The following is a 14166-nucleotide window of genomic DNA, read 5'->3' as shown; positions in this document are numbered from 1 at the left end:
CGCCCCCGGCAGGGGCCGGACCACTCCCCAGGCGCGACCTGCCCCGCGGCGATATGTTCGCGGTGTTCCGACGACGCGCCGGCCGCGCGCCGTCCCGGTCGGCCCCGGCGGGGGTCACGGCTTCGGGGGTGGGGATGGGCTCGTCCACCGGCGCGCCGACGCACGCTGACGTGCGCGCGGCGATCACGGCACGGACACCGAAGAACTACATCACGTGGCTCACGCTCGCGTTCATGATCACGTCGTCGGTCGCGAGCCTGCGCGCGGCGCCGACCATGGCGGTCTACGGCCTCGCGGCCGTGTTCCTCTACGTGGTCCCGGCGCTCGTGTTCCTGCTCCCGACGTCGCTCGTGTCCGCCGAGCTCGCGTCGGGGTGGTCCGGCGGCGTGTACCGCTGGGTCGCGGACGGCGTCTCGAAGCCGCTCGGGTTCCTCGCGATCTGGTGCCAGTTCGCGATGACGATCTTCTACTACCCGAGCCTGCTCGGGTACGTCGCGAGCACGTTCGCCTACGTCATCGACCCCAGCCTGGCGAGCAACGGGCTCTACGTGGCGATCGTCATCGTCGTGCTCTTCTGGACGGGCGTGTGGCTCTCGTCCCAGGGCACCAAGACGGTCGCGGGGCTGTCGAGCTGGGGTCTCGTCATCGGGACGCTCGTCCCGGCGGCGATCCTCGTCGTGCTCGGCATCGTCTTCCTCGCCCAGGGCAACCCGTCGGCCGCGCCCATGGACGCGCAGCACCTGCTGCCGGCCTGGACCGGGCTCGCGTCCCTCGTGCTCATCGTCAACAACTTCCTGTCGTACGCGGGCATGGAGATGAACGCGGTGCACGTGACGACCCTGCGCAGGCCGGCGACGGAGTTCCCGCGGTCGATGTTCCTCGCGATCGGGCTCGTGCTCGTGATCTTCATCCTCCCGGCCGTCGCGATCAGCTGGGTGATCCCCGCCGACCAGCTCAGCCTCACCGCCGGCGTCATGCAGGCCTTCGACGCGTTCTTCGCCAACTTCGGCGTGAGCTGGCTGACGCCGGTCCTCGGTCTCATGCTCATCGCGGCGTCGCTCGGCGGCATGCTCACGTGGCTCGCCGGGCCGTCGAAGGGACTGCTCACCGTCGCGCGCGAGGAGGGCTACCTCCCGCCGTTCCTGCAGCGGCTCAACAAGCACGGCGTCCAGCAGAACATCCTCGTCACGCAGGGTGTCATCACGACCGGTATCGCACTCCTCTACGCGTTCATCCCGAACGTCTCGAGCGCGTACTGGATCCTGTCCGTCATCACGACGCAGGTGTACCTCGTCATGTACCTGCTGCTGTTCGTCGCGGCGGTGCGGCTGCGCCGTCGTGCGCCCGACCACCCCCGCGGCTACCGCGCGCCCGCGCTGACGCTCCTGTGCGTCGTCGGGTTCTGCGCGTCGGTGGCGGCGATGATCATCGGGTTCGTGCCGCCCGCCCAGTTCTCCAGCGGCAACGTCGGCGTGTACGTGCTCATCGTGGGCGGCGGCCTGGGGATCATCGGGCTGCTCGTCCCCGCGCTCTTCTACCTGCTGCGCAAGCCGTCGTGGCGGGACCCCGAGGCGGCCGCGATCGCGGCCGCGGACGAGGCGGGGGAGGGGGAGGCGGCATGACCACGACCCGGCCCGCCCACGTCCCCGAGCACGAGCCCGAGCCGGTCTCGTCGAAGCGGTGGGTCACGTACACCGCCGTCGCGCTGCTCCTCGTCGCTCTCGGCGCAGTCATGCTGATCGTCTTCGACAACGTGCGGTCCAACCGCGACGCGCGCGAGGCCGAGCAGAAGGCCGCGGAGCTGCACGAGCGGTTCGCCGCGATCGGGATCACCGCCTTCAGCGAGGAGACGATCGCCGACGTCCTCGGCGACGACGGCGGCGGCTTCTGCGCCGACCCGGCCGCGCTCGTCGAGGCGACGGCGAACCTCGGCGCGGCGAACGGGGCCGCCGGCCCGGGTCTGCGGCCCTCCGTGCTCGACGAGCGCCGCCTCGCCGGCGACCGGCTCGTCATCGAGGTCTACTGCCCCGACCAGCTCGACGCGTTCGACGCCTACGTGGACTCGCTCGACCTCGACCCCGGCCGCACCACCGAGCAGGGCAGCGAGGGCACCGACCCCACCACCGCGACCACGACCGAGGAGGACGCGTGAGCCAGCCGAGCACCGGAGCACGACCCGACGCCACCGGGCACGTCGAGGAGGTGCGCGCCGCCGTGCAGGGCCTCCTGCCGCGCGCGCTCGACGACCTGCGCACGCTCGTCGCCATCCCGTCCGTCGCCGACGAGCGCCTCTACCCCCGCGCCGAGTGCGAGCGCGCCGCGCGGTGGGTGGCCGACGCGTTCCGCGCCGAGGGGATCGACACGCGCCTGGAGGTCACGCCCGACGGGTCGCAGGTCGTCCTGGGCCACCGTCCCGCGCCCGACGGCGCACCCACCGTCCTGCTCTACGCGCACTACGACGTCCAGCCGCCCCTCGACGACGCCGCGTGGACGAGCCCGCCCTTCGAGCTCACCGAGCGCGGCGGCCGCCTCTACGGCCGCGGCGCCGCGGACTGCAAGGGGAACGTCGTCACCCACCTCACCGCGCTGCGGGCCCTGCGCGCCCTCGGTGGCGACGACCTCCCCGTCGGGGTCCGGCTCGTCGTCGAGGGTTCCGAGGAGCAGGGGACGGGCGGCCTCGACCGGTGGGTCGAGGCGAACCCCGGGGCGCTCGCGGCCGACGCGATGCTGGTCCAGGACACCGGCAACGCCGAGCTCGGCCTCCCGACGCTCACCGTGACCCTGCGGGGCGCGGCGAACGTCGTCGTGCACGTCGAGGCGCTCGAGGGCGAGATCCACTCCGGCATGTTCGGCGGCGCCGCCCCCGATGCGCTCGCGGCCCTCGTCGCGATCCTCGCGAGCCTGCGCGACGAGCACGGCGACACGACCATCGACGGCGTGCCGCCCGCCGTCGCGCACGGCACGTGGGACGGCGTCGCGTACGACGAGGACCAGTTCCGTCGCGACGCGGGCGTGCTCGACGGCGTCGGGCTCGTCGGGACCGGCAGCGTCGCCGACCGGTTGTGGGCGCGGCCCGTCGTGACGATCCTCGGGATCGACGCCCCGAGCGTCGTCGGCTCGGCGGCCGCGATCCAGCCGCGCGCGTCCGCCCGCCTCAACCTGCGCGTGCCGCCCGGTGCAGACGCCCAGGAGCTGCAGGACAGGCTGGTCGCGCACCTCGCGGCCCACGCTCCCTGGGGGGTCCGGGTGCGGGTCGAGCGCGACGCCGTCGGGCAGCCGTTCGCGGCCCGCACGAGCGGGCACGTGTTCGACACGCTCACGAGGGCGCTCGCGGACGCGTACGGGCGCGAGACGGTCACGGCGGGCCAGGGCGGCTCGATCCCGCTGTGCAACGTGCTCGCGGGCCAGTACCCGGACGCGGAGATCGTGCTCCTCGGCGTCGAGGAGCCCGCGTGCCTCATCCACGCGCCGAACGAGTCGGTCGCGCCCAGCGAGATCGAGAACCTCGCGGTCGGCGAGGCGCTGTTCCTCGCGCGCCTCGGCGAGGGCTGACCTGCGGGATCACCGCACCGCGGGGGCCTCCTGGTCGAGCGCCCAGCGGTAGACGGGGAGCGCGAGCAGCTCGGCGTGCGTCCCGCGCGCGACGACGCGTGCGGGCGCGCCGTCCGGCGCGCCGTCGGGGACGCCGAGCAGCAGCACCTCGTCGACCGCCTCGAGCGCGCTCAGCCGGTGCGTCGCGAGGACGACGCCGCGCCGGTCCTGCGCGGCGCGCGTCGTCGCGACGAGGTGCCGCACGAGCGCGTCGGCGCCGGCGGCGTCGAGGTGCTCCACGGGCTCGTCCAGCAGCAGCAGCGGCGCGGGGGACAGGAGCGCGCGGGCGACGAGCAGACGGCGGCGCTCGCCGCCCGAGACCGTGGTCGCGTCCGGGCCGAGCAGCGTCTCCAGGCCGTCCGGCAGCGCGGCGAGCCACGGGTCGAGCCCCACGGCCCGCAGCGCGGCCTCGGCTTCCTCGGTCGTGACGTCGCCGCGCGCGACGCGCAGGTTCTCCAGCACGGTCGTGTCGAACACGTGCCCGTCCTCCGCGACGAGCACGACGCCGTGCGCCGCGTCCTCGCGCGGCAGGTCGGCCGTCGGGGCGCCGTCGAGGAGCACGCGCCCCGCGACCTCCGGGACGAGCCCGGCGGCGGTCGCGAGCAGCGTCGTCTTGCCGACGCCCGACGGCCCGACGACGGCGACCGCGCGCCCCGGCGCCAGCGTGAGGTCCACGCCCTCGACGACGGTGCGTCCCGTGCCCGGCCAGCCGGCCGCGACGTCGTCGAGCACGAGCGACGTGCGCGGGTCCCGGGCCCGGCCCGGGGCGTCGCCGTCGCCGTCGTCGTCGCCCTCGCCGACACCGTGCGCCGGGGACGCGGTCCGGCCGGGCACGGTCGCGGGCGCGTCGAGGAGGCCGACCACGCGCGCGGCGGCCTGCCGCGAGCGGTGGAGCTGGACGGCCGCGGCGGGCAGCGTGTTCGCCGCCTCGAACACGGCGAGGGGCGTGAAGACGATGACCGACAGCTCGACGGGCGCGAGCGTGCCGGCGGTGACGGCCGGGATGCCGAGCAGGAGCGACGCGAGCACCGCGAGGCCGACGGCGAGCGCGGCGATCCCGGCCGCGACCCCCGCGGGGCGGGCGCCGTCGTCGGTCACGCGGGCCAGCGCCCGGTCGGTCGCGCGCAGGTCGTCGAGGCGCGTGCCGAGGCGCCCGGACACGGCGAGCGGCCCGGACTCCTCGAGAATCTCCAGCGTGGTGGCGGTCATCGCCGCGCGCGTCGTGGCGCCGCGCGCCTCGACCTCGCGCGCCGACCGGGCGGAGAGCCACGGCGCGACGACGGCGGCGAGCAGCAGGCACAGCGCGAGCGCGACCCCGGCCGCGGGCAGGAACGCGCCCACGAGCACGACGGACCCGACCGACACGGCGAGCGCGACCCCGGCGGGCACGAACGCACGCACGACGACGTCGCCGACCGCGTCGACGTCCGCGCCGACGCGCGCCAGCAGGTCACCGCGCCGCAGCCCGACGAGCGCGGCGGGCGAGCCCTGCGCGAGCGCGGTGTAGAGGTTGGCGCGCAGGGACGCCATGCCGCGCAGCGCGACGTCGTGCGAGGCGAGTCGCTCCAGGTACCGGAAGACGCCGCGCGAGATACCGAACGCGCGCACGCCCACGACGGCGACGGACAGCGTGAGGACCGGTGGCATCTGCGAGGCGCGCGCGATGAGCCACGCCGCGGCGGCGGCGAGACCGACGGCGCTCCCGAGCGAGAGCGTGCCGAGCACGACCGCCCACACGACGCGGCGCCAGCGCACGTCGAGCAGCCCGACCGCCCGCCACAGCGGGTCGGCGGCGACGCGGGCACGAGGTCCGGTCACGGGACGCTCCCCTCGGGGGTCGTGGAGGTGGGGGAGCCGACCGCCACGGCGGAGTCGACGGCATCGGCCGGGGCGTCGTCGGTGCCCGCCGGGGGCGGGTCGAGCGGAGCGGAGCGGACCTCGACGACGTCGTCCGCGGCGCGCACGAGCGAGGCGCGGTGCGCGACCACGACGACGGTGCGCCCCTGGTCGCGGAACGCGCGCACGGCGTCGAGCACGACCTGCTCGCCCCGTGCGTCCAGGTGCGCCGTCGGCTCGTCGAGCACGACGAGCGGGACGCGCGCGGGGTCGCCGAGCAGCGCCGCGGCGAGCGCGACGCGCTGGCGCTGGCCCACGCTCAGCCCGACGCCGCCGCGCCCGACCTCGGTGTCCCAGCCTGCGGGCAGCGTGTCGAGCACCGTGTCGAGGCCGGCGGTGCGCGCCGCGCGGTCGAGGTCGGCGTCGGTGACGTCCAGGCCGCCGGCGACGACGTCGCGCAGCCGTCCCGGCGCGAGCACGGGGCGCTGGGGGAGCCACGCGACCTGGGGCCAGTACGTCTCGGGGTCGACGTCGGCCAGGTCGAGCCGGGCGCCGTCCGGCGCGGTGAGGGTCGCGGTGCCGCGGTCGGGCCGCACGAGACCGAGCAGGACCATCGCCGTCGTGGTCTTGCCCGCGCCGCTCGGCCCGGTGAGGGCCACGACGCGGCCCGACGACGTCCCGAGCCGGAGCTCGAGGTCGAGGTCGGCGGGCGCGAGCACGTCGCGCTCCCCGGCCCGCACGCTCACGCCGCGCAGGGCGAGCGTCGTCCCGGCGAGCGCGGGTGCCGACGCGGTGCCTCGCGCGGGCGCGTCCTCGTCGAGGACGGCGAAGGCCTGCTCGGCCGCGGCGATGCCGTCGGTCGAGGCGTGGAAGTGCAGGCCGACCTGGCGCAGCGGGAGGTAGACCTCGGGCGCGAGCACGAGCACCGCGAGCGCCGGCTCGAGCTCCATTCCGCCGTGCACGAGTCGCAGGCCCACGCCCACGGCCACGACGGCCACGGACAGGGTCGTGAGGAGCTCGAGCACCATGCCGGAGAGGAACGCGACGCGCAGCGTGCCCATCGTGGCGCGACGGTTGGCCTCGCCGAGCGCGCGCACGCGCCGCTCGGGGCCGCGGGCGCGGCCGAACGCGAGGAGCGTCGGCAGGCCGGCGAGCAGGTCGAGCACCTGCGCGCCGAGCCGCTGCATGACGACGAGGCGCCGCTCCGACGTCCCCGCGGTGAGGCGCCCGACGAGCGTCATGAAGATCGGGACGAGCGGGATGGTCACGGCGATGATCACGGCCGAGACCCAGTCCAGGCCCAGCACGACGGCGAGCGTCGCGGGCGTGACCGTGGCGGCGAGCAGGAGCTGGGGCAGGTACCGCACCATGTAGGGCTCGAGCTGGTCGAGCCCGCGGGTCGCGAGCGTCGCGACCTCGGGGCCGCGTCCCGACGCGAGCCAGCGCGGGCCGAGCGCCACGGCGTGCGTGACGACCTGCTCGCGCAGCTCGGCGACGGTACGCGTCGCGGCACGCAGCGCGAAGCGCTCCTGCGCCCACGAGGTGCCGGCGCGCGCGGCGACGACGGCGGCGAGCAGCCCGACCCGCGGCCCCAGGTCGGCCAGGTCGGCCGTCCCCTGGACGGCCGGCGCGAGGACCGACGCGAGGACGAGGGCCTGGGCGACGACCAGGGCCGCCGTGGCGAACCCGAGCACCGCCGTCAGGACGACGTACCCCCGCGCGGCCCGCGCGTGGCGCAGGAGCCGCGGGTCGAGCGGCTTCACGAGCCGGAGCCTCCGCCGTCGGTCAGGCCGCGGCCGGTCGAGCCGCCCGAGGACGCCCCGCCGAACGCCGCTTCGCGGACCTTCTTGAGCGACAGGCCCGCGGGCGCGGGGATGTCCTTCGTCGACAGGCGGCGGCGGAACACCCAGTACGTCCACGACTGGTAGGCGATGACGAGCGGAGTGAGGATCACGGCGACCCACGTCATCACGGTGAGCGTGTAGTCGGTCGACGACGCGTTGTGGACCGTCAGCGAGTTCGCCGGGTCGACGGCGGGCATCACGTCGGGGTACATCGAGCCGAAGATCAGCACGACGGCGGCGACGATCGTCAGGGCCGACGCCGTGAACGCGCGTCCCTCGGAGCCCTTGCGGTTCGCGAGGAGCGTCGTCACGAGCCCGGCGGCGGCGAGCACGACGGCGGCCCACGTCCAGGGCACCGAGTACGCGACCTGGGCCCAGACGGCCCAGCCGCCGGCGAGCACGAGCGCGGCCACACCGAAGACCGAGGCGTGCTGACGGGCGCGGGCGCGGATCTCGCCGTCGGTCTTGAGCGCGACGAAGACCGAGCCGTGCAGCAGGAACAGGCTCAGCGTGACGAGACCGCCGAGGAGCGCGAACGGCGACAGGAGCGAGAAGAAGCCGCCGACGAACTGGTGGTCGGCGTCGAGCTGCACGCCGCGCACGAGGTTGGCGAACGCGACGCCCCACAGCACGGCCGGGACCCACGACCCGACCTGGATCGCGACGTCGCAGCGGCGCGCCCAGCCCTCGTCGCGGATCTTGCCGCGGTACTCGAACGCGACGCCACGCACGATGAGCGCGACGAGGATGAGCAGGAGCGGCAGGTAGAAGCCGGAGAAGAGGGTCGCGTACCACTCGGGGAAGGCGGCGAACGTCGCGCCGCCCGCGGTGAGCAGCCACACCTCGTTCCCGTCCCAGACGGGGCCGATGGTGTTGATGAGGACGCGACGCTCCTTCTCGCGGTGCTCCTTGTCACCGCGGGGGAGGATCGACAGCAGCATGCCGACCCCGAAGTCGAAGCCCTCGAGCACGAGGTAGCCGGTCCACAGGACCGCGATGAGCACGAACCAGACGACGGCGAGATCCACGATGTCTCCTGAGTTTTCTGGGCGGGTTCAGGCGCGTCGGGTCAGTACGCGAAGGACAGCGGACGGTCGGCGGCCTCGGAGCCCTCGTCCGGCGGCTCCTGCGCCTCCGGGGACTCGTCGCGGACCGTGAGCGGGACGCCCTCGATCGCGTAGCGCCGCATGAGCGTGAACCAGACCGCGGCCAGCGCCCCGTAGACGAGCGTGAAGACGATCATCGACGTGAGCACGACGCCCGGGCTCACCACGGTGGAGACGCCTCGCTCCGTGAGCAGCCGGATCTGGTCGATGCCCGTCGGGTTCGGCGCGACGACCCAGGGCTGGCGGCCCATCTCGGTGAAGATCCAGCCGAACGAGTTCGCGAGGAACGGCATGGGGATGGCGATGAGGCCGACGCGTGCGAACCACTTGTTGTCCGTGACCCGGCCCTTGCGGGTGAGCCACAGCGCCATGAGCGCGAGGAGCACGGAGCCGGCCGCCATGCCGATCATGAGCCGGAAGGACCAGTAGGTCATCGCGAGGTTCGGCGTGTACGTGACGGGGTCGCCGGACGCGGTGACGTCGCCGTAGCGCTCGGTCATCTGCTCCTGGACGTCCTCGACGCCGGGCAGGTAGGACTCCGGTCCGGAGAAGTGGCCCGTGCCGAGGTACGACGCGAGGCCGGGGATCTCGATGAGGTGCGTGACGTTCTCGCACGAGTTCGACAGGTCGCCGATCGTGAGGATGGAGAACGCGGCACCTTCCGAGCCCTGGCACAGCGCCTCGGCCGACGACATCTTGCCGGGCTGCTGCTCGTACATGATCTTGCCCTGGATGTCGCCGGAGACGGCGACCCCGAGCCCGCCGACGAGCATGGCGACGACGCCGAGGGTGACGGCCGGGCGGTAGACGTCGCGCGCGAGCTCGACGTTCTCCGCCTTGCGGGTGCGCACGAGGCGGACCATCCACCAGGCGGCGATGCCCGTGACGAACGTGCCGGCCGTGAGGAAGGTGGCCGTGATCTGGTGCGGGAACGCGGCCCAGAGGGTGTTGTTCGTGAGGACGGCGCCGATGTCGTTCATCTCGGCGCGTCCCGTCTCGGGGTTGTAGATCGCGCCCACCGGGTGCTGCATCCACGAGTTCGCGGCGAGGATGAAGAACGCGGAGAGGTTGGTCGCGATCGCGACGGCCCAGATGCACGCGAGGTGCACCTTCTTGTTGAGACGGTCCCACCCGAAGATCCACAGGCCGAGGAACGTCGACTCGATGAAGAACGCGGCGAGCGCCTCCATGGCGAGCGGGGCGCCGAACACGTCGCCGACGAAGCGCGAGTACTCGCTCCAGTTCATGCCGAACTGGAACTCCTGCACGATGCCGGTCACCACGCCGAGCGCGAAGTTGATGAGCAGCAGCTTGCCGAAGAACTTCGTCAGGCGCAGCCACCGCTCGTTGCCGGTGCGGACCCACGCCGTCTGCATGATCGCGACGAGGGGCGACAGGCCGATCGTCAGCGGGACGAAGATGAAGTGGTAGACGGTCGTGATGGCGAACTGCCACCGCGCCAGGGCTAGGGCATCCACGTGCGCTCCTCGGGGGGCCCGACCGGGTCGGGGAAGGACAACGGAGTCTGGGGAGTGTTGTCGGAGCAGGCGGTCGGGCGACCGGCCGTCTCCTCCGACGGTAGTTCCAATCTGCCGCATCGGCAGGCGCGGAAATGACGCTGAGTGCTGAAAACACGCCGCTTGTGACTATGTTCACAAGGTCCCGGGACGTTGGTCCCGGGCCGACGGGACCGGCGGCCCGGGGCGCGGTGCGTGTCGCCCGGGTTCGTCCGTACCCCTGTGCGATACTGGGCGGAGCCGGGAGGGCTCCGCATCGCTCACCCGGCGAGCACGAGATCGCGGCACCAGCGGACCGCGGCAGTCGGCGCGCCGACCGGGGCGAAGGGCCCGGTGGCAGGCGCCCGCGCCGCGCACGCGGACCGCGGCCGTGACCGACGACTTCCGTCGCCGGACGACGCGCTCCGGTGCGCTCGTCCCGAGCGACGACCGACCGCCCGACGGGCCGCACGGTGCGGGGCGGTCCCTGTGGCAGCAGGAGCACGACGCGTGACGCTCGACAGCACCTCCGACAGCACCCCCTCAGAGCCGACGGCGGACTCCGTCGCGGACCGGGCCGAGAGCCCGACGACCCCGGCGCGCAAGCCCGCGCGCCGTCGCGCGACGCGCAGCGCGGCACCGCCGCAGACACCGCCTGCGCCGGCGGCCGCGCCCGCCGCCTCCGACGGCGCCACGCCCACGGCGGCATCCGCCGTCGACGCGACCCCTGCGCCCGAGGCCCCGGTGGACGCCCCGGCGGCCGAGGCCGCGACCAAGCCCGCGCGCCGGTCGCGCCGCGCGACCCGCACCACGCCGTCCGTCGCCGCTCCGGTGGCCGACGCGGCCCCCGCCGCTGCGGCGGCTCCGGCGACCGGCGACGTCCCGGCGGGACCGTCGGCGACGGAGCCCGCCCCGCGCGCCCGCACGACGCGCCGCGCCCAGACCGGCGGCAAGAAGGCGAAGGCCCCGGCGGCCGACGCGCCGCTCGACGTCCTCTCCGAGTTCGGCCTCAGCGCACCGCCCGCTGCCGAGCAGGCCCCCGCCCCGGCCGTCGCGCCCGACGCCGACGCCCTGCTGGGCGCCGCAGACGCTCCGCGCCGCGCCAAGCGCACCCGCGCGACGCGCACGACCACGTCCGCCCCGGCCGTCGAGGCCGCGCCGGTCACGGAGCCGGACGCGCTGACCGCCGACGCTGCGCCGTCGGCCACCGAGCCCGCGCCTGTCACCGAGCCCACGGCGGCCGAGCCGGTCGAGACTCCCGCCGCGAAGAAGCCCGCGCGCCGGTCGCGCCGCGCGACCTCCGCGGCGGCTCCGGCCCCCGAGGCGCCGGCCGCCGAGGCCCCGGCCCCGGCGGTGGAGGACGCGCCGTCGGCCGCTGAGCCGACGCCTGCCGAGGCGGAGGCGCCGACCTCCGCGGAGCCCGCGAAGAAGCCGGCGCGCCGCTCGCGCCGCGCCACCTCGAAGCCCGCCGCCGAGGCGGCACCGGAGGCGACCGGCGCGGCCGAGAGCCCGGCCGCGTCCGAGAGCCCGGCTGCGCCCGCGTCGTCGGCCCCGGCCGACGGCCCGGCGTCGCCCGCCGCGACGGGCGCGGGGACCAGCACCCCGCGCCTCGCGACGACCGCGCTGCTGTTCCAGGCGCCCGACCCGGCCGCCGCGCCGCGCCGGCCGCGCCGTGCGCAGAGCCCGGCAGGGCCCCCGCGCCACGTCGAGCCCGCCGCCTCGGCGCCCGCGACGACGGAGCCGACCGCGGCTGAGCCGACCGCAGCGACGGAGCCGACGGCGACGCCCGAGCCCGCCACCGCGACCCGCGGCCGCCGGGGCCGGAAGGCGTCGGCGCCCGAGTCCCGCGCGGCCGAGTCGCGGACGGCTGCTGAGCCGTCGACCCCGGCCGCAGAGCCCACCGCCGCCGAGATCGTCCTCACGGGCGAGGACGCGGCCGCGGTCGAGGAGATCGAGGCCATCGAGTCCGAGCTCGTCGCCGAGGGCGTCGAGGTCCCCGAGGACGCGTTCGGGCCGGAGGACTTCGTCGAGCTCGACGAGGCCGAGGAGCCCGAGGAGCAGCCGTCGGCCGACGACGCCGACGCCGAGTCCGGCCCGCGCCGCCGTCGACGCCGTGGTGGCCGCGGGCGTCGTGGTCGTCCGGACGGGGCGCGCGACCAGGACCGCGAGCAGGAGCGCGACCAGGACGAGGACGACGCCACGCCGTCCGCGCAGGACGACGAGCCGGTCGACGCCGGCGCGTCGGCCGACGCCGAGGAGAGCGACCAGGAGCCCGGGGACGCCGACCAGGGCGACGACGAGGCCGGCGGGAGCCGTCGCCGTCGCCGTCGCCGCCGGGGCAGCCGGAGCGAGGGCGAGGCGACCACGACGCGCTCGCGTCCGCGCGAGCGCAGCCTCGCCGACGAGGTCACCGCGCTCAAGGGCTCCACGCGTCTGGAGGCGAAGCGCCAGCGCCGCCGCGAGGGCCGCGACGCGGGTCGTCGTCGTCAGATCATCACCGAGGCGGAGTTCCTCGCGCGCCGCGAGTCGGTCGAGCGGTCGATGGTCGTGCGCGAGCGCGACGGTCGCACCCAGATCGCCGTGCTCGAGGACGGCGTGCTCGTCGAGCACTACGTCTCGCAGCAGTCGCAGGCGTCGATGGCGGGCAACGTGTACCTGGGCCGCGTCCAGAACGTGCTGCCCAGCATGGAGGCCGCGTTCATCGACGTCGGCAAGGGCCGCAACGCCGTCCTGTACGCCGGCGAGGTGAACTGGGACGCGGCCGGGCTCGAGGGCCAGCCGCGCCGCATCGAGCAGGCGCTCAAGTCGGGCGACTCCGTGCTCGTGCAGGTCACCAAGGACCCGATCGGGCACAAGGGCGCACGCCTCACGTCGCAGATCACGCTCGCGGGCCGCTACCTCGTGTTCGTCCCCGGCGGCGGCATGACCGGCATCAGCCGCAAGCTCCCGGACACCGAGCGCAACCGCCTGAAGAAGATCCTCAAGGAGGTCGTGCCCGACGGCGCGGGCGTCATCGTGCGCACCGCCGCCGAGGGCGCGAGCGAGGAGGAGCTGCGCGCCGACGTCGAGCGCCTGCGCGGCCAGTGGGAGGCCATCGAGAAGAAGTCGAAGAGCGCGTCGGCGCCCGCCCTGCTCCAGGGCGAGCCGGACCTCGCGATCCGCGTCGTCCGCGACATCTTCAACGACGACTTCAGCTCGCTCGTCGTCGAGGGCGACGGGGCGTGGTCGGAGATCTCGACGTACGTCGAGGAGCTCGCTCCCGACCTGCGCGAGCGCGTCTCGAAGTGGACGGGCACGCAGGACGTCTTCACGGTGCACCGTGTCGACGAGCAGCTCGCGAAGGGCATGGACCGCAAGGTCTGGCTGCCCTCGGGCGGGTCGCTCGTCATCGACCGCACCGAGGCGATGACCGTCGTCGACGTCAACACCGGCAAGTTCACCGGCTCGGGCGGCACGCTCGAGGAGACCGTGACGCGCAACAACCTGGAGGCGGCCGAGGAGATCGTCCGCCAGCTCCGGCTGCGCGACATCGGCGGCATCATCGTCATCGACTTCATCGACATGGTGCTCGAGTCGAACCGCGACCTCGTGCTGCGCCGCCTCGTCGAGTGCCTGGGCCGTGACCGGACCAAGCACCAGGTCGCGGAGGTCACGTCGCTGGGCCTCGTCCAGATGACGCGCAAGCGCGTGGGCCAGGGCCTCGTCGAGGCGTTCAGCGAGACGTGCGAGCACTGCCACGGGCGCGGGTTCATCGTGCACACCGACCCGATCGAGAAGTCGGGCGGCAACCGGGGCAACCACGACCACGGCAACCACGGCAACGGCAACGCCGGGGGCAGCGGGGGCGGTGCCGCCGCCGACGAGCCCGCCGAGGGCGGCCGCTCGCGGTCGCGCCGCAAGCGCGGCTCCGGCTCCGGCTCGGTCGCCGCGGCGCCGAAGGACACCGGGATCACCCTCCCGCAGCCGGCCGTCCCGGTCCTGCCGGAGGTCACGTCGGAGGCGCGGGCCGCGGTCAAGGCCACGCTCGCGACGATCGCGGCGGCCGCGGCCCACGCCCACGAGCACGACGGCGCCGAGGCGCCGGCGGACGGCTCGGCGCAGGCCGCACCGGTGGCGGGCGACGACGGCGGGTCGGAACCGGCCGAGAGCTGAGCGGTGCGGCAGGGGCGGGGGTCTGCGGACCCCCGCCCCTGCGGCGTCTCCCCGGCTGGTCCTGCCGCACCCTCTCCCGGGGGGAGCGGGGCGGAACGCTCCCCCCGGCGCCCGTCCCGGGCCGTCTTCGTGCACGTCACC

At 75.1% G+C, this 14166-nt stretch carries 9 protein-coding genes; 5 read left to right on the top strand and 4 right to left on the bottom strand.

All coding sequences use genetic code 11. From position 1 onward, the window contains the following. The first annotated feature begins 134 nt into the window (after nucleotides 1-134). Genes gadC through ACZ4MO_RS06650 form a run of 3 tightly spaced genes read left to right on the top strand, consistent with a single transcriptional unit; the run spans nucleotide 135 to nucleotide 3552 of the window. Complete coding sequence (gadC, locus tag ACZ4MO_RS06660) at nucleotides 135-1622, top strand: glutamate/gamma-aminobutyrate antiporter GadC (RefSeq protein ID WP_175008301.1); 1488 nt, start codon at nucleotides 135-137, stop codon at nucleotides 1620-1622. Beyond that, nucleotides 1619-2152: a hypothetical protein gene (locus ACZ4MO_RS06655; RefSeq protein WP_175008302.1), complete on the top strand. Its 534-nt coding sequence runs from the start codon at nucleotides 1619-1621 to the stop codon at nucleotides 2150-2152. The genes gadC and ACZ4MO_RS06655 overlap by 4 nt, the downstream gene beginning before the upstream one ends. Then, nucleotides 2149-3552: a M20/M25/M40 family metallo-hydrolase gene (locus tag ACZ4MO_RS06650; RefSeq protein WP_175008303.1), complete on the top strand. Its 1404-nt coding sequence runs from the start codon at nucleotides 2149-2151 to the stop codon at nucleotides 3550-3552. The genes ACZ4MO_RS06655 and ACZ4MO_RS06650 overlap by 4 nt, the downstream gene beginning before the upstream one ends. Nucleotides 3553-3561: 9 nt before the next feature. Here the strand turns inward: ACZ4MO_RS06650 and cydC are convergent, their stop codons facing one another. The 4 genes from cydC to ACZ4MO_RS06630 are packed head-to-tail and all read right to left on the bottom strand — an operon-like array spanning nucleotide 3562 to nucleotide 9855. Continuing rightward, on the bottom strand, nucleotides 3562-5409 hold the full coding sequence (gene cydC, locus ACZ4MO_RS06645; RefSeq protein ID WP_175008304.1) for a thiol reductant ABC exporter subunit CydC: 1848 nt from the start codon (nucleotides 5407-5409) through the stop codon (nucleotides 3562-3564). Continuing rightward, entirely contained in the window at nucleotides 5406-7190 is a 1785-nt protein-coding gene (cydD, locus tag ACZ4MO_RS06640; RefSeq protein WP_175008305.1) for a thiol reductant ABC exporter subunit CydD, read from the bottom strand. Before cydD ends, cydC begins: the two co-directional genes overlap by 4 nt. After that, complete coding sequence (gene cydB / locus ACZ4MO_RS06635; RefSeq protein WP_085387659.1) at nucleotides 7187-8299, bottom strand: cytochrome d ubiquinol oxidase subunit II; 1113 nt, start codon at nucleotides 8297-8299, stop codon at nucleotides 7187-7189. Before cydB ends, cydD begins: the two co-directional genes overlap by 4 nt. A 41-nt stretch (nucleotides 8300-8340) precedes the next feature. Beyond that, on the bottom strand, nucleotides 8341-9855 hold the full coding sequence (locus tag ACZ4MO_RS06630) for a cytochrome ubiquinol oxidase subunit I (protein WP_043659283.1): 1515 nt from the start codon (nucleotides 9853-9855) through the stop codon (nucleotides 8341-8343). Nucleotides 9856-10264: 409 nt separating this feature from the next. Between ACZ4MO_RS06630 and ACZ4MO_RS06625 the strand changes: the two genes are divergently transcribed. Next, on the top strand, nucleotides 10265-10387 hold the full coding sequence (locus ACZ4MO_RS06625) for a hypothetical protein (protein WP_255181389.1): 123 nt from the start codon (nucleotides 10265-10267) through the stop codon (nucleotides 10385-10387). Next, nucleotides 10384-14025 (top strand): Rne/Rng family ribonuclease, encoded by a 3642-nt coding sequence (locus ACZ4MO_RS06620; RefSeq protein ID WP_255437075.1) that lies wholly within the window; start codon nucleotides 10384-10386, stop codon nucleotides 14023-14025. Before ACZ4MO_RS06625 ends, ACZ4MO_RS06620 begins: the two co-directional genes overlap by 4 nt. Nucleotides 14026-14166 lie beyond the last annotated feature (141 nt).

It is taken from the genome of Sphaerisporangium cinnabarinum (genome assembly GCF_055567015.1).
Note: the sequence above shows the minus strand (reverse complement) of the source record. Positions and strands in the feature narration are given on the sequence as shown.

Coding starts and splice junctions, on each gene's coding strand:
- ACZ4MO_RS06655 (WP_175008302.1), top strand. CDS start 1,619: ATGACCACGACCCGGCCCGCCCACGTCCCCGAGCACGAGCCCGAGCCG.
- gadC (WP_175008301.1), top strand. CDS start 135: ATGGGCTCGTCCACCGGCGCGCCGACGCACGCTGACGTGCGCGCGGCG.